This window comes from [Mycobacterium] manitobense (assembly GCF_025821665.1).
Lineage (GTDB): Bacteria > Actinomycetota > Actinomycetes > Mycobacteriales > Mycobacteriaceae > Mycobacterium > Mycobacterium arseniciresistens.
Window position 1 is genome coordinate 13,891 of sequence record NZ_JACKSJ010000016.1, and the last position, 18,367, is coordinate 32,257.

Here is an 18,367-nt window from a genome sequence, read left to right on the forward strand (position 1 = left end):
GTGGTCTAACCTGCCGGTCGCGACAGCAGGGCGTCGATCGCCGACGGGCTGAGCACCCGGTCGAGCACCATGGCGGCGCTGCCGATCACGCCGGCCCGGTCACCATAGGTCGAGCGCACGACCTGCAGCGTCCGTGTCGCCAGCGCCGTCGCGTTGCCGTACAGGCTTGCGCGCATCCCGGCGACGAAGATGTCGTAGGCGCCGACCATGTCGCCCGCCACCACCAGCACCGCCGGGTTGAGCAGGTTCACCGCTGCGGCCAGCACCTCGCCGACGTGGCGGCCGCTGTCACGGATCAGCCTGCGCGCCTCGGCATCCCCTGCATTCGCGAGATCGACCACGTCGCGCAGGTGCCCGATGTCGCGGCCCTGCGCCCGCATCGCCGCGACCAGGGCCCAGCCGCCGGCGATCGCCTCGAGGCACCCGGTGTCGCCGCAGCGGCACGGCGCGCCCGCGGCCGCGGCCGTCTTGTTGTGCCCGAACTCCCCTGCCGCGTGAGCGGCGCCCCGCAGCAGCGCGCCGCCGGCGATGATGCCCGCGCCAAGACCCGTCGAGGCCTTCACCACCAGCAGGTCGTCGATCAGCGGACCCTCACCGCGCCGTTCGGCGAGCGCGATGGCGTTGGCGTCGTTGTCGATCACCACCGGCGCCGCGGTGAGGTCGCGGAAATAGGGCGCCAGCGGAACGCCGTCCCACCCGGTCATGATCGGCGAGTCCAGGCTGGCGCCGCGGTCGCCGTCGATGCTGCCGGGCAGGCTCAGCCCGACACCGAAGACGGCGTCGTCGCGCCGCCCGGACTCGCGCAGCAACGCGTCGAGGCGCGTGGTGACCAGTGGCATCAGGTCGTCGGGCCGGCAGCCGGGCTCCTGGTCGATGTCGCCGACGGCCAGCATGTCGCCCGCAAGGTCGCACACCGCGAGGCGGACCCGGCTGCGCCCGACCGCGGCCGACAACACCACACCCGCGTCGGCGTTGAACGACACGAACGAGGCGGGGCGGCCACCGGTCGAGGGCGCCTGCTCACGCTCGTCGACGAGGCCGTGTGCGGCGAGGGCGGCCACCCTGGCCGACACCGCCGTCCGGGAGAGGCCCGTCAGCTGACCGAGTTCGCCGCGCGTGACGTCGCGCCGCGTCCGGATCAGGTCGTACAGCTCGCCGGTGGATGCCGGTGAGAGTCGCAGCGCAGGCACAGTTGCAGCGTAACCCCGGCCACTTTTGTCTTTCAAGTGCCTAATTCAATTGGCCAGCGGGCATAAGTCTCGTTACCGTGGCCGCATGACGGTTTCCCTGGATCGACCTTTGTCGGTCGTCGCGCCCGCCCCGGCCGTGCGGTGGCTCGCGGTGTTCGCCCTGGCGCTCGGCGGGTTCGGCATCGGCACCACCGAGTTCGTCGCGATGGGCCTGCTGCCCGACATGGCGGCGAGCCTGGGCATCACTGAACCCACCGCCGGCCACGTCATCTCCGCCTACGCACTGGGCGTCGTGGTCGGCGCACCACTGATCACCGCGCTCACCGCCCGGATGAACCGCAGGACGCTGCTGCTCGGCCTGATGACGGTGTTCACGCTCGGCAATCTCATCACCGTCGTCGCCCCCACCTACGGCACGCTGATGGCGGCCCGCTTCGTCGCGGGCCTGCCGCACGGGGCGTTCTTCGGCATTGCCGCGCTGGTCGCCGCCCACCTGATGGGGCCGAAGAACCGTGCCAAGGCGGTCGCGCACGTGATGACCGGCCTGACCCTGGCCACCGTGCTCGGCGTGCCGATGGCGTCCTGGCTGGGCCAGTGGCTCGGCTGGCGGGCCGCCTTCGCCCTCGTCGTCGGCATCGGCGCGCTGACCGTGACGGCGCTGTGGTTCTGGCTGCCCACACTGCGGTCGATGCACGCCACCAGTCCGACGACCGAACTCGGCGCGCTGCGCCGCGTTCAGGTCTGGCTCGCCCTGCTCATCGGCATGGTCGGCTTCGGCGGCATGTTCGCCGTCTACACCTACGTCGCCACCACCATGACCGACGTCGCCGGCCTGTCCCGCGGACTCGTCCCGCTGGCGCTGATGATGTTCGGACTCGGCATGGTGGTCGGCAACTTCGTCGGCGGCTGGGCCGCCGACCGGTCGGTGATCCGCGCGCTCTACGCCTCGATCGGGACGCTCGCCGTGGTGCTGGCGCTGTTCGTCGCGGCCGCCCACCACCCGGTCACCGCGCTGATCGGGCTGTTCGCGGTCGGCGCCGCGGGGTCTGCGGTCGCCCCGGCACTGCAGACCCGGCTGATGGACGTCGCCCACGGCGCGCAGAGCCTGGCCGCCGCGCTGAACCACTCCGCGCTCAACATCGCCAACGCCACCGGCGCCTGGGTCGGCGGCCTGGTGATCGCCGACGGCTACGGCTACACCGCGCCCGCCGCCGCAGGCGCCGCGATGGCCGTCGCCGGCCTCGTCGTGCTGACCCTCTCGGTGGCGCTGGGGCGACATTTGATCAAATGACCCCCATGTCCGTACTCGACGCATTCCGCCTGGACGACAAGGTCGTCATCGTCACCGGTGCCTCGTCCGGCCTCGGGGTGTCGTTCGCCCGGGCGTGCGCCGAGGCAGGCGCCGACGTGGTGCTCGCCGCCCGCCGGGTCGAGAAGCTGGCCGACACCGCCGAACTGGTGCGCGGCACGGGCCGCCGGGCACTCACCGTCGCCACCGACGTGGTCGACCCCGAACAGTGCCAGGCGATGGTCGACGCCGCGATGACCGAGTTCGGCCGCGTCGACGTACTGGTGAACAACGCCGGTGTCGGCACCGCGGTGCCCGCCACCCGCGAGACGCCCGACGAGTTCCGCGCGGTGGTGGACATCAACCTCAACGGCTCCTACTGGGCGGCGCAGGCCTGTGGACGGGTGATGCTGCCGGGCAGTTCGGTGATCAACATCTCGAGCATCCTGGGCATCACCACCGCGGCACTGCCGCAGGCGGCCTACAGCGCGAGCAAGGCCGCGATCTCCGGGCTCACCCGGGACCTGGCTCAGCAGTGGGGCCTTCGCAAGGGCATCCGCGTCAACGCGATCGCGCCCGGCTTCTTCAAGTCCGAGATGACCGACCAGTACAAGCCCGGCTACCTCGAGAGCGTCATCGAGCGGGCCGCCCTCGGGCGCGTCGGCGACCCGGCGGAACTCGCCGCGACGCTGGTGTGGCTCGCCTCGCCCGCCGGCGGGTACGTGACCGGTCAGACGATCGTCGTCGACGGCGGCGTCACCATCACCTGATCTTCACCCCGGTAGCCATTCTTTATGCGTTTCCTATGAGCTGCTGGGTTATTCTCTCGCACCTCCATAGATTGGTTTCAGGAGCTTTTCCAACCAATCAGTCGGAGGAACAGAGAAATGAACAAATTCGCCGTCGCCACGATCACCGCGGGCGCCATGGCCTCGATGACGCTGGCGCTCACCGCGACCGCCACCGCCGCTCCGACCGGGTGGTCGGACGCCGAGCAGACCGTGGAAACGTTGCAGAGCAGCGGGTATCGCGTCCAGGTCAACCGCAGTGGTACCGCTCCGCTGTCCGAGTGCACGGTCGACTCCGTGCGCAGGGGACCGGCCGCCATCGGCCCCAACGTCGGGCCTCCGTCGGACACCCGGAACATGGCGGTGACGGTGGTGGTGAACGCGAGCTGCTGAATTCGCCGGCGCACCGATGCGAATTCATGGCACGGACTCCCGTGCCATGAATTCGTATTTCTTTTTCTATACGGGCTTCAATTCCTGCGCCGGTACCAGCACCGGCAATCGAATGCGAAATGTGGTCGTGCCGCCGCCGGACTCCGCCGTGATCGAGCCGTCGTGGGCTTCGATGATCGACGCGGTGATGGACAGGCCGAGGCCGAAGCTGCCGGCCTCCCGGGAGCGCGACTTGTCCGCCCGGACGAACCGCTCGAACAGGTGCGGCAGCAGATCGGCCGGGATGCCCGGCCCGTCGTCGGAGACGGTGAGCGCGACGTGCCCGGACCCGTCACCGTCCCCGCCGACCGCGAGGCCGGTGGTGACCGTGGTGCCGGCAGGGGTGTGCACCCGCGCATTGGCAAGCAGGTTGGCCACCGACTGGTGCAGTCGCGCGCGGTCTCCGCGCACGACGACGGGACCCTCGACGTCGGTCACCCAGCGGTGCGTCGGCGCGGACACCGCGGCGTCGTTGACGGCGTCGACCACCACGTCGGCGAGGTCGACGTCGGTGCGGTCGAGGTCGTGTCCCTCGTCGAGGCGGGCCAGCAGCAGCAGGTCGGCCACGAGTGCGTTCATCCGCAGCGCCTCGGCCTCGATGCGGGCCAGCGAGTACTCCGTCGTCTCGGGCAGCACCGCACTGTCCTGCCGGGTGAGCTCGGCATAGCCCTGGATCGCCGCCAGTGGGGTGCGCAGTTCGTGGCTGGCGTCGGTGATGAACTGCCGCATCCGGCGGTCCGAGGCGGCCACGTCGCCGAGCGCGCGTTCGACGTGGTCGAGCAGCCGGTTCAAGGTGTCGCCGACGAGGCCGACCTCCGTGCGCGGGTCGGTGTCACCGGCAGGCACCCGCGGGGTGATCGCATAGTTGTCCCGGTCGAGGGGAAGCAGGGCCACCTCGGCGGCGGTCGCCGCGACACGGCGCAGCGGGCGCAGGGCGAAGCGGACGATGGCGACCGTGCTGCCCGCCGTGACCAGCAGGGCGAGCACGGTGAGGACGGTGACGATCGCCGTCTCGCGGATCATCGCCTCCCACGCCGGGGTGCGTGACACGCCGGTCACCAGGATCTCGCCGCCGTCACCGGGACGGCTGGCCACCCGGTACCAGCCGAGGCCCGGCAGTTCGACGCTGCGCGGCTCGGCGCCATCGGGCGCCGTGTCGGCAACGGCCTCCACGGCGTCGGTGGGAACCGGACGCGCCTCGCCGTCGACGAAGTACGCCGAGTCGACGACCTCGCCGCCGCGGATCAGCGCGATGACGTTCCCGGGAGCCTGGCCGACGAAGTTCGCCAGCGGCTTCGTGGTGCCCGGCGGCGGCAGCTCACCCGTCGTCGGCAGCGGCGTGCTGCGGTACTTGGTCACGCCGTTGCTGAAATTGTCGGCGGCGCCGGACAACTGGCCGTCGATGATCCCGAGCACCGAGGCCCGCAGCGTCAGCACCGACATCGTCCCGATCGTCGCCACGGCGATCATCACCACGAGTGAGACGCCGACGACGAGTTGCCGCAGCAGGGTCCAGCTCCGCCAGATACGTCTCATTCCGCGGGCCGCAGCAGATAGCCGACCCCACGCACGGTGTGGATCATCGGGTCCCGGCCGGAGTCGATCTTCTTGCGCAGGTACGACACGTACAGGTCGACGACGCTCGACTTGCCGCCGAAGTCGTAGTCCCACACCCGGCGGAGGATTTCGTTGCGGGTCAGTGCCTTCCGGGGATGCTGCATCAAGTAGCGCAGCAGCTCGAATTCCGTCGACGTCAGTGGGATGGGGTCGCCGGCCCGGTACACCTCCCGGCTGGTGCCGACGAGCTCGAGATCGCCGACGGTGAGGTGCTCCTCCGAATCCGGGGTGAGGTAGGCGTTGCGCCGCAACAGTCCCCGCAGCCGGGCGACCAGCTCCTCGAGGCTGAACGGCTTGGTCATGTAGTCGTCGCCGCCGGCCGTCAGCCCGGTCACCCTGTCGCGCACCGAGTCCCGTGCGGTGAGGAAGAGGATCGGTGTGTAGGTGCCCGACGACCGGATCTGCTGCAGCACCCCGAAGCCGTCGGTGTCCGGCAGCATGATGTCGAGAACCAGGATGTCCGGACTGTGCTCGCGGTACTTGGCCACCGCCTCGCCGGCGTCGTGGGCGACCTCGATGGCCCAGCCCTCGTACTGCAGCGCCATTCGCACCAGATTCGTCAGCGCACGCTCGTCGTCGACCAGCAGGACGCGGATGGGTGACCCGTCGGGCCGGCACATCTTCGGCAGCTGGCCGAGGACGGGCCGGCGTGGACCTGTCCCACTGTCGGTCGGCACAGACGTCATCCGACCATTCTCGCGAGCGCCGCGTGGCCGGTCACGCGTCTCATAGAGATTTCACATGTGCGCCGTGGCGCCGGCGCGGGTATGCGGTCGCCGTGGCAGACCAGTCCTTCGCCTTCCGTTTCGACCCGCGCTACCGGATCGCGGCACTGCCGTTCGGCATCTGGCCTTCGCGATGCGGCGTCGACGTCGGGGCCGACCGCCTCACCGCCAGGTTCGGGCCGTGGCGGCTGGAGACGGCTCTCGAGAACGTCGCCGAGGTCACCATCACCGGGCCCTACCAGTTCATCAAGACGGCGGGCGCCGCACACCTCTCGATCGCCGACCGGGGCCTCACCTTCGCCACCAACGGCGACCGCGGTGTGTGCCTGCAATTCCAGACGCCGGTCCCGGGCATCGAACCCACCGGACGCCTCAGGCATCCCAGCCTCACCGTCACCGTGGCGGACTGCGACGCGCTCGCCGCCGCGCTGCGCGAACACCTGGCCTGACAGTCAGCGACGGCCCGGAGACCCTTACCCGGCGGACAGTAAACCCTTCCCCGGTGGCGCCGGATTCTGGCTCGGTGGCGATTACGCGGTCAGGACGCCATCGCGACGATGGATGTCGTCCTGCTGTACACCGCACGAGCACAAGGAAGCATGATGTTCGCGACAACACCCACCGGCCCCTTCCACGACGAAACCGTGCGGATGCCCACGGCCGACCTTCCGGTGAAGCCGCTCGCGACCCACGTTCCGTCCCCCGACGTGCCTTTCAAAGCGCTGCCGAAGGCCGTCAGCGGCTTCGACGGCAAGACCGTGCGCCTGCGGCCGGTCGAGATCATCGGCACCGTCTCGGACACCGTCCGCCAGCGCTACATCAATCTGGCCACCAAGCCGAGCCCGCCCACCAAGTGGGCCATCGCCCGGGTTTTCTTCGTGCTGTTGCTGGCATCCATGCCGATCCTGGCGATCCCGGTGGAAGTGTTCGGGCTGGTCCACCAGAGCACGACGTCGATCGTCATCATCGCGCTGCTGGCAGTGCTCGGCGCGATCATCGCGTTCGCACCGCACCGGATCGACATGGTGGTCGGGCGCGGCCTGATCGCCGGCATGGTCGCCTGCATCGTCTACGACGCCGCGCGGTTGTTCGCGGTGCACGTCCTGAACCTGATGGGTGACTTCATCCCCGTGATGGGTTCGTTCGTCACCGGAGAGCCGGAGACCAACGGCAGTGCCGCGGTCGGGTACGTGTGGCGCTACATCGGCGACGGCGGCGGCATGGGTGTCGCGTTCTTCATCGCGGCGTTCGCGCTGGGGATCGATCGGTGGAAGAGCGTCTACGCGGTGCTGGCCTTCGTGGCGATGTCGGTGTTCCCGCTGTGGAGCGGACTGATCGGCACCGTCGTGCTGGCCCCGCGCGGCGAGGAGATGATGTTCGACCTGAATCCCGCCACGTTCACCATCACCTTGGTCGGGCACCTGATCTTCGGCCTGGTGCTGGGACTGGCCTTCCTGAAGGCGCCCCGGGGAGCCGTCCACAGCGAATGGCCGTGGCCGCCGATCCTGGAGTCGGCGAAGGTGAAGCGGATGATCCCGCAGGCGTGGAGAGCCACCCACCGCGCGCCGCGCGCGTGATCTGAGGTGGGCGAGCCGCGGGTCGTCGGGGGCAACTCCGACGGCCCGCGGTGGCGCGTCCGCCGTGTTTGCGCGCAAGGACCGGGTCCGTGGGCGAAGATTGCTGCAGAGGAGGTCCCCATCGTCATGTCGTCGCACCTGGAAGTCCTCCGGCCCTCGGGGCGGGAGCTCGTCCCGCTGACCGGCCAGCGGGTGACCCTCGGCAAGTCGTCGACCAACGTGGTGGCGCTCGAGTACGACGAGACCGTGTCGCGCCTGCACGCCGTCCTGGAGAACCTCGGGTTCGCGTGGTCGATCCGCGACCTCGGCAGCCGCAACGGGACCCACCTCAACGGGGAGAAGATCACCGCCGAACGCGTCCTGCGGTCGGGCGACGAGGTGCGGATCGGGAAGTCGAAGTTGATCTTCTGGGAGGTCAGGGACTCCGGCGGCGCCCTCGACGAGGAGACCGTCACGGCCCAGCCCGCCGAGGTTCCGCCGCGGCTGACCCCGCGTGAGGTCGACGTGCTCGTCGTGTTGTGCCGCCCGCTGGTGTCCGACGACCCGTTCCCGGAACCGGCGTCCGTGCGGAAGATGGCCGGTGAACTGTTCGTCTCCGAGGCGGCCGTCAAACAACACCTGCAGAATCTCTACGACAAGTTCGCCGTCCCCGCCGAGGGTGACCGGCGGGTGCGGCTGGCCAACGAGGCGCTGCGGCGCGGCGCCGTCACGCTCGCGCAGTTGCGCGCTACGTGAAGTCGAGCGCCTCGATCGTCGCCACCGGGCCTTCGTGCGTCGGCCGGTCGGCGCCGCCGATGCAGTACAGGGTGGAGCCGACGGCGGCCACCACCTGACCGTGCACAGGGGTGTTGATCGGCGCGACGGTGGACCACTTGCCGGTGTCGATGTCGTAGATCTCGACGGTGGCCAGCACGCGCGTCGGTTCCTCGCCACCGACGGCCACGATCCGGCCGTCGACCAGCGCGGCACCGTAGCTGCCGCGCGCAGTCGGCATGTCCGCCAACCGCTCCCAGGTCCCGGACTCCGGGTCGAATCGTTCGACTGCCGAGGAGTTCTCGTCGGCAGTCAGCGCCCGCCCGCCCACCGTGTACACGTAGGTACCGTCCGACACCGCCGCCATGTGTTCTCGCGGGGTGGGCAGGTCGGCGGCCGTGGTCCAGGACTCCCCGTCGAAGACCTCGGTCGCCGCGACGAGCTTCTTGTCGTTCTGTCCGCCGACGACGACGAGCTTGTCGTCGACGACGGCCGCTGACGGCGCCGCGCGGGCGAACCCGAGGCTGGGCAGTTCCACCCACGCGCCGTCGCGCAGCGCGAAAACCTTGTTCGACGCCTCGGCGACGGTGTCGGTGGCGCCACCGATCACGATCATCTCGCCCCGGAAGTTCGCCGCCGTCGCGTGGTGCAGGGGTATCGGCAACGGCGGATGCTTCTGCCATGCGCCGGTCTTCGGGTCGTAGCTCTCGACGGTGTCGAGGGACTGCGAATGCCCCAGCATGCCGCCGGCGATCCATATCTCGTCGTCGAGCACGGTCGACGCCATCATCAACCGCGGGGTCTGCGCGTCGGGCAGCGACCGCCACTGCGCAGCGGGCTGGGGCCTGCGCGGCGCCAGCTCCAGCGCCTCGGCCGACGAGACGACCTGATCGTCGCCGGCACCGGTGGACCCGCTGATCGCGTACACGGTCCTGCCCACCGCGGCGACCCCCGAACCGTGTCTCGCGGTGCCGAGATCCGGCAGGTCACTCCAGGTCGAGGTGGTGAGGTCAAGCGCGGCAACGCTTCTGAGGACCTGTCCGCGCGACATGCCGCCGACCGCCAGCAACCGGGCGTCGGTGACGGCGACGCCGAAGTCGCTGCGCGGCCGGGGCAGGTCGGGCATGGCCGACCACCTGTCCGCGACCGGGTCGTAGGCCTCGACCGCCGCCAGGTCGGCGGTGCCGGTGGTGCCGCCCACCGCGTACATCAGCTTCCCGTCCGACGCCGCACCCAGCAGCTGCCGGGGCGTGGGCATGGGGGCGACCTGTCTCCATGAGCCGCCGTCGTAGACCTCGGTGGTGTTCAGCAGCCTGCCGCCGGCGTCCACCCCGCCGGTGACGACGATGCGGTCACCGACCACCGCGGCCGCCGCTGCGGCCCGCGGTTGCAGCAGCGGCGGAAGCTCCACCCAGCGGCTGTTGACCACCCGCCACACCCGGTCGGTGGCGATCTTCACGTCGGCGCCCTCGCTGCGCCATCCGCCGAGCACCACCGGCGTCTCCTGCCAAGTCACCGCCGCCGCGTGCTGGACGGGGACGGGCAGGTCCTCACCGCCCTTCCAGCTGTCGATGGCCGGGTCGTAACCCTCGTGGCCGCCGCTGACGCGGTTGTCCGCGCCGACGCCGCCGAAGATCCAGATGGTGCCGTCGGCCTGGGTGGCCGCGACCGCCTCGCGTGCGACCCGCGCATCGGCGACCGCCTCCCATACGGGCTGCGGTTCGGCGGTCGGCCGGCTCGGCGCGGCTGCCGTCGTCTCGGCGGTGTCCCGCGACGAGGTGACCATGACGATGCCGCTGACCACCAGGAGCAGCACCGCCACGACGGCCGCCCCGGCGATCAGCAGCCTCTTGCGGTCGCGCTTGGCCGGCTGGCCCGGATCGGACTCCATCACCCGCGGGGGTTCGGGGACCTTCGGTGGGATCTGCGCGGCCTGCCACGGCAGGCTCGACCCGCTGATCGACGTGGTGTGGGCGAACATGCCGGGGACCGGAGGCGGCAGGCCGCCGTCCGGTGACTGCGCACCGGACGCGGACGGATCGCCGGTGTGCTCCGGCAGCGGCAGCGCCTGCGTGCCGTCCTCCTGGTCCGGCGCGGAACCGGCATCGCTGAGCGCCATCGGATCGGCGGTCAACCCGTTGTGGCCCTGTGCCAGTTGCAGTTCGCGGCCGAACTCCGCCGCGGAGGCCTGGCGGTCGCCCGGCTCACGTGACATCGCCTTCTCGATGGCCGCGCAGACGTCGGCCGGGATGCCCTGCGGACGTAGATCCGGCACCGGCGTCGAGGTGATGCGCAGGTAGTGCGCGATCAGATCCTCGTCGGCCTTGCGCTCGTGCGGTGGCGTCCCGGCGATCAGCGCGTAGAGCGTCGCACCGAGGGAGTACACGTCGGCCGCGACCGTGGGCGGGTTGCCGGCGAGCACCTCGGGAGCGGTGTAGGACAGGGTGCCGGTGAAATAGCCGGTCACGGTCTTGTAGCCGCCCGTGATGCGGGCGGTGCCGAAGTCGCTGAGCTGCGGTTCGCCGTAGTCGTTGGCGAGCACGTTGGCAGGCTTGATGTCTCGGTGCAGTGTCCCGGTGCGGTGCGCGGTCTCCAGCGCCCCGGACAGCTTCACCCCGATGCGCAGCGCCTCCGGCCACGCGATGCGGCCCTCCCGGCGTATCCGCTCCGCGAGAGAACCCCGTGAGTGGTAGGGCATCACGATGAACGGCCTGCTGCTCTCGGTCACGCCGACCTGCAGGATGTTGACGATGTTCGGGTGCCCGGACAGCGCTCCCATCGCGTAGCCCTCGCGCAGGAACCGTTCCCGGTCGTCGTCGTCGAGATCGGAGGCGAGCACCTTGATGGCGACGATGCGGCCGAGGGACTTCTGGTGGCAGCGGTAGACCACCCCGCCGCCGCCCCGGCCCACTTCGATCGCGTCGCCGAAGCCGGCGGCCGCCAGCTCGGCCGCTATCCCGCCCGCCATGGTGTCTCGCCCTCCGGTGACATGCCGATTTCCTTCGCTTGAAGGTACCGAGCAAATATTCGGAAAAGATGAAATTGACGCATCACTCTCCGGCGCCGCCGGTCGCGCTAGAGGCTGCGGATCAGTGCGGCGGCGTGCACGGTGTCGTCCACGACGAACCACACCCGGAGCCCGCCGTCGCGCGACGCGAAGTGGATGACGACGTCATCCGTGCGCTGAATCGGCTTGCGGTACTCGACGACTGCGCGGTACGGGGCCGTCGCGATGTCCGGGTACTGCGCCATCACCTCGTGCACACCATGCCAGTAGACGGTGTTGTTGACATGCCGGAAGTGGTCGATGTCGGTGTGACGCAGGGCGAAGGGGATCGACGCCTCCGGCTCGGCGGGGCCGGGGAGCCACGGCCGCCATTTCAGCCGGGTCTCGTCGGTGGTGCTCGCGAACCGGGCGAACAGGTCGCCGTCGATCAGTGACGGCGTCTGGGTGTCCTTGTTCATGTTGATCCAGAAGCCCTCGGTCTCGACCAGGCCGCCCTCCGAGCCGTCGAGCCGAACCCGCATCGAACACCAGCGGTTGGAGATGCCCGAGCACCACCGCCGCAGGGTGATGTCGCTCGGCCATTCGATCGGTTCGACGACGTCGATCACGGTGCGCTGCACGATCCAGTGCGGATTCACGTCGGCGAACCCGGAGTCGACCAGGTGCTCGGCCCCGGCCTCCTGGATGTACCGGGCGACGCCGTCCAACCGGATTCGCCGGTGCTCGTCGATGTCGCTGGTAGTGAGCCGCCAGCCCGTCCGGAACACGTAGCCGGTGTCCGGCAACGGGTGCAGCGGTCTCGCCGCGTCCGGCTGGGCTGTCGACACGGTACCGACGGTAACGCATGCCCCGATCTCCGATAGGGTCGCGCGGAGCGAGGGGGACGGCATGCGGACGATGGAGACCGATTACCTGGTCGTCGGCGCCGGCGCCATGGGGATGGCCTTCACCGACACCCTCGTCGCCGAGAGCGATGCGCAGGTCGTCGTCGTCGACCGGGGCAGTTCGCCCGGCGGGCACTGGACGCGCGCCTACCCGTTCGTGCGCCTGCACCAGCCCTCGGCCTACTACGGCGTCAACTCTCAACCGCTGGGGTCCGGCGCCCTCGACGACGCCGGGTGGAACGCCGGCCTGCACGAGCTGGCCGCCGGTGACGAGGTGCGCGGATACTTCGACGAGGTGATGCAGAAGGTCCTGCTGCCGACGGGACGGGTGTCGTACCTGCCGGAGAGCGAGTACCTCGGTGACGGCCGGATCGTCGGGCCCGGCGGTGACGAGGTGGCCGTCGACGTGCGGCGCCGGACGGTCGACGCGACCTATCTGGAGACGGTGGTGCCCTCGATGCGCCCGCCGGCATACGGAGTCGCCGACGGCGTCGTGTGCGTGCCCCCCAATGAATTACCGCTGCTGGCGGCGGATTTCGATCGTTTCGTCGTGGTCGGTGCGGGCAAGACGGGTGTCGACGCGTGCCTGTGGCTGCTCGCCGCCGGCGTCGCACCCGAGCGGCTGCGGTGGATCATGCCGCGCGACGCGTGGCTGCTCGACCGCGAGAACATCCAGCCGGGCCCCGACTTCCTCGACCGGTTCAAGACCAGCTTCGGGGCGCGGCTGACGTCCATCACCGACGCCGGCTCCGTCGACGACCTGTTCGCGCAGCTGGAGGCCAACGGCAACCTGCTCCGGCTCGACCCGGCGGTGCGGCCCTCGATGTACCGCTGCGCCACGGTGTCGCGCGCCGAACTCGACCAGCTGCGCCGCATCGAGGACGTGATCCGGCTCGGCCGCGTCGAGCGGATCGAGCCCTCCGGGATCGTGCTCACCGGCGGCACAGTGGCGTCGGCCGCCTCGACGCTTTACGTGGACTGCACCGCCGACGGTCTCGAGAAACGCCCGGCGGTGGACATTTTCGACGGAGACCGGCTGGTGCTGCAGAGTGTGCGCGGCTGCCAGCAGGTGTTCAGCGCAGGCCTCATCGCCCATCTGGAACTCAGCGGCGCCGACGACGCCGCCAACAATGCGCTGTGCCGGCCGGTGCCGCACCCGAACACCGACGTCGACTGGCTGGCGATGACGCTGGCCGAGCACCGCAACGAATTGCGTTGGCTCGCAGAGCCCGAACTGATGGATTGGTTGGCGACGTCACGGCTGAACCTGCTGCGCGAGATGTTCTCCCCGATGCTGGCGCGACCGCGGAGTCGCGAGCGGTTGCTCGGCATGGTCGCCAAAGCGTTACTAGCCGCCAACGACAAGCTCGAACTGCTGCTGCGCGAGGGCTGACTACCGGAGTTCGTGCAGCTGGTCGAGGATCGACCCGAGCAACTGTTCGTCGGTGCTGGTGTGCAGCCGAATGGGTTCGAGATGGCCTGCGCCCGACGGCAGCTGCCGCTGCATCTCGTCATGACGCTCGAGCACGTCGTTGATCAAGCCCCCGAAGTCTTGCAGGTGCTGGTTAACGAACCGCGTACAGCCGTCGAGCAGCTCCACGTGTTGACGTGCGACAGAGCGCCTTCGGCAGTTCTCCGCGATCTCGAGCATCCTCTCGTAGAGGTCGGCCAGGTGGTGTGCGGCACGAACGACGCCGTCGGGGTCCGCGATGTCCTTGCCGTCGCCGAACATCGCCGTGAACTCCGGCGCGCGCAGGTACGCCGCTGCCTCCGCGACGACGTCGTCGGCGGCGCGCAGGTGCCGGGTGAGGAACTGCGCGACGTCGTGGCCCGTGCGCAGCCTGCCGGCCGGATGCACAGCCCGCCCGACCACCTGTGCGATCTTGCGCTCCTCGAGCGCGGCCCAGCGCTGGAAGACCACGGACGCGAAGGCCGCCCAGGCCCAGCCCGGCGGCTTGTCCCGCACCATCTGGTCGACGAGTTCGGGCGTGGGGACGAGGTCCGCGGTTCGCATGGCATGACCGTAGGCGAGGGCACCGACAAGACCGAGGCATGCGACCGTTGACCCATGACCGTCACCGTCGAGTCGTTCGAGGTCGCCGATCCGGCGGAAGCGTGGACGCGGGCCGGGTTCGCTGTCGATTCCGGTGTCTGCCGGGTCGGCGGCGTCGGCATCCGACTGGTCGGCCGCGAAGGTCCGGGCACCGGCATCATCGGGTGGTCGTTGCGGGGCCTGCCTCCCCGCGCCTCGGACCATGACCTCGACGGCGTCCCGACCACCTGGACGGACGTGGCCGCCGCAGCGCCGGCCGAGCACCCGAACGGCGTCGTCGCGATCGACCACGTCGTGCTGCTGTCCCCGGACCTGCGCCGGACGGTCGCGGCGCTTGCCGCCGTCGGCGTGGAGCCACGCCGCGAACGGGATGCCGAACTCGGCGGACGGCCGATCCGTCAGATCTTCTTCCGGTTCGGCGAGGTGATCGTCGAGGTCGTCGGTTCACCGGACATGGCGGACGAGGGTCCGTCCACCCTGTGGGGCATCACGTACGTCGTCGCGGACATCGACGCGACCGCCGCGTTCTTCGGTGACCGCACCGCACCGGTCAAGGACGCGGTGCAGCCAGGACGCCGGATCACCACGCTGCGGCATCGCGACCTCGGGATGTCGGTCCGCACGGCGATGATGTCGGCGCGTCGATGAGCGCGACCGCCCGGCCCATTGCCTATTCTCGGCGCATGACCGAGGACCGTGTGGTCATCCACACCGATGGCGGGTGCAGGCCGAATCCCGGGCCCGGCGGTTGGGGTGCGGTGCTGCGCCAGCGCCACCACGTCCGCGAGATGTGCGGCGGTGAGCCGGGCGAGACCAGCAACAACCGGATGGAGCTGATGGCGCCCATCATGGCGCTCGAGGCGCTCACCCGACCGGTGGTGGTGCATCTCCATACCGACAGCACCTACGTCCGCAACGGCATCACCAAGTGGGTACTCGGCTGGGAACGCAACGGCTGGCTGACCGCCGCCAAGCAGCCGGTGAAGAACGTCGACCTCTGGCAGCGGCTGCAGGCGGCCTGTGCGCGGCATCGGGTCGAGTGGTTCTGGGTGAAGGGGCATTCCGGCGTCGTCGACAACGAGCTGGCCGACGTGCTGGCCACCCGGGGCATGCAGGAAGCGATCGCAGGGGCAGCTCTCCTCAGCTGACCGGCGAGCGCTCGGAGTCGAGCGCCGCCATGTGTTCGGCCGGGTATCGGTCGCCCGCCACCTCGGCCGCAGGCACCGCCGACTCGAGTTGTGCCAGTTGGTCTTCCGTCAGCGTCACGTCGACGGCCCCGAGCGCCTCGGTCAACCGGTTGCGGGTGCGCGCGCCGATCAGCGGCACGACGTCGTCTCCCCGGGCGGCCACCCACGCGATGGCCGCCTGGGCGACCGACACCCCGAGTTCGTCGGCGACACCGCGCAACGCCTCGACCAACGCCAGGTTGCGGTCGAGGTTGGCATCGGCGAATCGCGGGCTCATGGTGCGGAAATCGCCTGGACCGCCGCTGGTTCTCGTCCAGTGCCCGCCGATCAGCCCCCGGGAGAGCACCCCGTACGCGGTCACGCCGATCCCGAGCTCACGACAGGTGTCGAGGATGTCGCCCTCGACGCCGCGCGACATCAGCGAGTATTCGATCTGCAGGTCGCTGATCGGCCGGACGGCGGCCGCGCGACGGATGGTCTCCGATCCGACCTCCGAGAGCCCGATGTGCCGGACGTATCCGGCGTCGACGAGCTCGCCGATCGCGCCGACGGTGTCCTCGATGGGCACGGCGGGATCCAGGCGGGCCGGCCGGTAGACGTCGATGTGGTCGGTGCCGAGGCGCTGCAACGAGTACGCGGCGGCGGACTTCACCGCAGCCGGGCTCGCGTCGTAGCCGACCCAGGCGCCCGCGGGGTCGAGTCGACCGCCGAACTTCACGCTGAGTTGGTACGCGTCGCGCGGGGTGGAGCGCAACGCCTCGGCGATCAGCAGTTCGTTGTGACCCATGCCGTAGAAGTCGCCGGTGTCCAGCAACGCGATCCCCGCGTCGAGCGCGGCGCGCACGGTGGCGATATTCTCGTCGCGGTCGGATTCGCCGTACGCCCCCGACATGCCCATGCATCCGAGGCCGACCGCCGATGTGTTCAAGGTTCCGAGTGTCTTGGTTCGCATGAATATCAGCGTGGGCCCGGATCAACGGGGCTGCCAGGACGCGTGGAGGCAGGGATCGGGAGTCCCTGCCTGAGGCTGCACCTCTGGCGGACAATGAACCGATGGATCGCGAAGCGCTGGCCCAGTTCCTGCGGCGCCGCCGGGAGGCGCTGAGCCCGGTGGACGTGGGACTGCCGGTCGGCGTGCGTCGCCGCACCGCGGGGCTGCGCCGGGAGGAAGTGGCGCAGTTGACCGGTATGTCGGTGGACTACTACGGCAGGTTGGAGCAGTCGCGCGGGCCGCAGCCGTCACCGCAGATGCTGCGGGCGCTCGCGCGCGCCCTGCGCCTGACCGACGACGAGACCGATCACCTGTACCGGCTCGCGGGCCACGCGGTCCCCGACCGCAGCACGCATTCGGTGAACGTGCGGCCCGCGCTGCTGTTCGTCCTCGACCAGCTCAACGACGCAGTCGCTTTCGTCTGCTCCGACACGGACGTCATCCTCGCGCAGAACCGGCTCGCCGCGCTGCTCATGAGTGAGCTACCCGCAGCGGGCGGATCGGGCGTCGAGGCCAGCATGACGTGGCACTGGTTCACCGATCCGCGGTCGCGTGCGGGCGCACCCGAGAAGGACCACGACCGGCTGAGCCGGACCACGGTGGCGGACCTGCGCGCGGCGTGGGCGCGCAGGCCCGACGACGCCGACATGCGCGAACTCGTCGAGGCGCTGCTCGAACACAGTCCCGAGTTCGCCGACCTATGGGCGCGTCACGAAGTGGCCACCCGGCGGATGGATCGCAAGACGTTCCTGACAAGGGTCGGTCCCATCACGCTGGACTGCGAGGTGCTGGCGACGACGGACGGTCAGCGGCTGGTGCTGCTCACCCCGCCCGCCGGCTCCGACGCGCTGGCGAACCTGCGGCTGCTCGACGTGGTCGGCAACCAGGTGGTCGGCGAGGTGACGTGAGCTGTGCGGCCGCGAGCCGCCCGACTGCCCGGAGTGTCCCGTTGTGCGACGAACCGACATGCCCCACACTCGTCAGGCGATGATCGCCATCATCGTCGAAGACGGTGATGGGATCAGCATGGACCAGGCATGGCGTTCCGGACGAGTCCGAACCAGCTCATGCTGACCTGGCTGGCGGGTTTGGTGCTCGTCGTCGTGGTGACATCCGTCGTCGTCGTGAAACTGCTGGCGCGCAGGCGCGCGCCCGACCCCGGCTGGTTCATCGACAGCACCCGCGCCGCAGGAGCTCTCACGGTGATCGGCACCATGTTCGCGGTGCTGATGGCCTTCACCATCTTCTACGCGCTGCAGAACTACCAGCGCGCGCGAGACGGCGGCAGCACGGAGGCGATCGCGGTGACCGAGTTGCACAACGTCGCCGATGTGCTCGAAGGCCACAGCGGCGAGCGGCTGCACGGTGACCTCATCTGCTATTCGCGCGCGGTCGTCTTCGATGAATGGCCCGCGATGGCACGCGGCGAACGATCGGACACCGTGCAGCATTGGGTCGATCAGATGGTCGGAGACTTCGCCGCCACCGATCCCGGGAACCCCAAGCAGGAAGCGGCCTACGGGCAGTGGTTCGACCAGCAGGCGGAACGCCGGGACGGCCGCCGTGCGCGCGCTGCCGAAGCACAACCCTCGGTGCCGCTGCCGCTGTGGATCGTGCTGGGGATCGGCGCGTCGGCGATCTTCATCTACATGTGCGTCCAGGCCGACCGCCGGGAGAGCGCCGTGGTCCAGGCGGTGCCCATCGCGTTCGTGTCGGCCCTCGTCACGTCGGCGTTGCTCGTGGTGGCTTTCCTCGATCACCCCTACGCCGGTTGGGCGGGCAGCATTCAACCCGACGAGATGCGGGTGACCCTGAGTCTCATCGACGACGGTCACGTCGTGCCCTGCAATCCGAACGGCGATCCCGCGTAGCGCT

Annotated in this window: 18 protein-coding genes; 11 read left to right on the forward strand and 7 right to left on the reverse strand. The window is 70.0% G+C overall.

Features of this window, described 5'->3' with window-relative positions; translation table 11 throughout:
• Positions 1 to 5: 5 nt before the first annotated feature.
• The gene (locus tag H7I41_RS01200; protein ID WP_264010723.1) at positions 6 to 1,190 is read right to left on the reverse strand and encodes an ROK family transcriptional regulator; all 1,185 of its coding nucleotides are present in this window, start codon (positions 1,188 to 1,190) and stop codon (positions 6 to 8) included.
• An 85-nt stretch (positions 1,191 to 1,275) separates the two neighbouring features.
• Here H7I41_RS01200 and H7I41_RS01205 point away from each other — a divergent pair, with 85 nt between their 5' ends.
• From H7I41_RS01205 to H7I41_RS01215, 3 genes are all read left to right on the forward strand, one after another.
• The gene (locus H7I41_RS01205) at positions 1,276 to 2,481 is read left to right on the forward strand and encodes an MFS transporter (RefSeq protein WP_264010724.1); all 1,206 of its coding nucleotides are present in this window, start codon (positions 1,276 to 1,278) and stop codon (positions 2,479 to 2,481) included.
• 5 nt (positions 2,482 to 2,486) lie between these two features.
• Entirely contained in the window at positions 2,487 to 3,248 is a 762-nt protein-coding gene (locus tag H7I41_RS01210) for an SDR family NAD(P)-dependent oxidoreductase (RefSeq protein ID WP_264010817.1), read from the forward strand.
• A gap of 117 nt (positions 3,249 to 3,365) precedes the next feature.
• A complete protein-coding gene (locus H7I41_RS01215; protein ID WP_264010725.1) occupies positions 3,366 to 3,659 on the forward strand; it encodes a hypothetical protein in 294 nt (97 codons plus the stop codon).
• A 66-nt stretch (positions 3,660 to 3,725) separates the two neighbouring features.
• On the opposite strand, the gene H7I41_RS01220 is transcribed toward H7I41_RS01215, so the two are convergent.
• Positions 3,726 to 5,234, reverse strand: coding sequence for a sensor histidine kinase (locus H7I41_RS01220; protein ID WP_264010726.1), 1,509 nt, complete (start codon positions 5,232 to 5,234; stop codon positions 3,726 to 3,728).
• Positions 5,231 to 6,001, reverse strand: a complete 771-nt coding sequence (locus H7I41_RS01225) for a response regulator transcription factor (protein WP_276008146.1) — start codon at positions 5,999 to 6,001, stop codon at positions 5,231 to 5,233. The genes H7I41_RS01220 and H7I41_RS01225 overlap by 4 nt, the downstream gene beginning before the upstream one ends.
• 92 nt (positions 6,002 to 6,093) lie before the next feature.
• Here H7I41_RS01225 and H7I41_RS01230 point away from each other — a divergent pair, with 92 nt between their 5' ends.
• The 3 genes from H7I41_RS01230 to H7I41_RS01240 all read left to right on the forward strand — a co-directional run bounded on the left by H7I41_RS01230 (position 6,094) and on the right by H7I41_RS01240 (position 8,352).
• Positions 6,094 to 6,489 (forward strand): hypothetical protein, encoded by a 396-nt coding sequence (locus H7I41_RS01230; protein ID WP_264010727.1) that lies wholly within the window; start codon positions 6,094 to 6,096, stop codon positions 6,487 to 6,489.
• Between the two features lie 153 nt (positions 6,490 to 6,642).
• Complete coding sequence (locus H7I41_RS01235) at positions 6,643 to 7,617, forward strand: hypothetical protein (RefSeq protein WP_264010728.1); 975 nt, start codon at positions 6,643 to 6,645, stop codon at positions 7,615 to 7,617.
• Between the two features lie 126 nt (positions 7,618 to 7,743).
• Entirely contained in the window at positions 7,744 to 8,352 is a 609-nt protein-coding gene (locus tag H7I41_RS01240; RefSeq protein ID WP_264010729.1) for an FHA domain-containing protein, read from the forward strand.
• On the opposite strand, the gene H7I41_RS01245 is transcribed toward H7I41_RS01240, so the two are convergent.
• Together H7I41_RS01245 and H7I41_RS01250 are read right to left on the reverse strand one after the other, a co-directional pair.
• Positions 8,345 to 11,338 (reverse strand): serine/threonine-protein kinase, encoded by a 2,994-nt coding sequence (locus tag H7I41_RS01245; protein WP_264010730.1) that lies wholly within the window; start codon positions 11,336 to 11,338, stop codon positions 8,345 to 8,347. The two genes, H7I41_RS01240 and H7I41_RS01245, sit on opposite strands and share 8 nt — an antisense overlap.
• A gap of 107 nt (positions 11,339 to 11,445) precedes the next feature.
• Complete coding sequence (locus H7I41_RS01250; RefSeq protein ID WP_264010731.1) at positions 11,446 to 12,204, reverse strand: acyl-[acyl-carrier-protein] thioesterase; 759 nt, start codon at positions 12,202 to 12,204, stop codon at positions 11,446 to 11,448.
• Between the two features lie 61 nt (positions 12,205 to 12,265).
• On the opposite strand from H7I41_RS01250, the gene H7I41_RS01255 reads away from it, so the two are divergent.
• Positions 12,266 to 13,654, forward strand: a complete 1,389-nt coding sequence (locus tag H7I41_RS01255; protein WP_264010732.1) for an NAD(P)-binding protein — start codon at positions 12,266 to 12,268, stop codon at positions 13,652 to 13,654.
• On the opposite strand, the gene H7I41_RS01260 is transcribed toward H7I41_RS01255, so the two are convergent.
• Complete coding sequence (locus tag H7I41_RS01260) at positions 13,655 to 14,275, reverse strand: hypothetical protein (RefSeq protein WP_264010733.1); 621 nt, start codon at positions 14,273 to 14,275, stop codon at positions 13,655 to 13,657.
• A gap of 54 nt (positions 14,276 to 14,329) precedes the next feature.
• Between H7I41_RS01260 and H7I41_RS01265 the strand changes: the two genes are divergently transcribed.
• Together H7I41_RS01265 and rnhA are read left to right on the forward strand one after the other, a co-directional pair.
• Positions 14,330 to 14,962 (forward strand): VOC family protein, encoded by a 633-nt coding sequence (locus H7I41_RS01265; RefSeq protein WP_264010734.1) that lies wholly within the window; start codon positions 14,330 to 14,332, stop codon positions 14,960 to 14,962.
• 35 nt (positions 14,963 to 14,997) lie between these two features.
• Complete coding sequence (gene rnhA / locus H7I41_RS01270) at positions 14,998 to 15,462, forward strand: ribonuclease HI (protein ID WP_264010735.1); 465 nt, start codon at positions 14,998 to 15,000, stop codon at positions 15,460 to 15,462.
• On the opposite strand, the gene H7I41_RS01275 is transcribed toward rnhA, so the two are convergent.
• Entirely contained in the window at positions 15,455 to 16,453 is a 999-nt protein-coding gene (locus H7I41_RS01275; RefSeq protein WP_264010736.1) for an aldo/keto reductase, read from the reverse strand. The two genes, rnhA and H7I41_RS01275, sit on opposite strands and share 8 nt — an antisense overlap.
• Positions 16,454 to 16,554: 101 nt before the next feature.
• Here H7I41_RS01275 and H7I41_RS01280 point away from each other — a divergent pair, with 101 nt between their 5' ends.
• Positions 16,555 to 17,400 (forward strand): helix-turn-helix transcriptional regulator, encoded by an 846-nt coding sequence (locus tag H7I41_RS01280; RefSeq protein WP_264010737.1) that lies wholly within the window; start codon positions 16,555 to 16,557, stop codon positions 17,398 to 17,400.
• Positions 17,401 to 17,529: 129 nt separating this feature from the next.
• The gene (locus H7I41_RS01285; RefSeq protein ID WP_264010738.1) at positions 17,530 to 18,363 is read left to right on the forward strand and encodes a bestrophin-like domain; all 834 of its coding nucleotides are present in this window, start codon (positions 17,530 to 17,532) and stop codon (positions 18,361 to 18,363) included.
• The last annotated feature ends 4 nt before the right edge of the window (positions 18,364 to 18,367 follow it).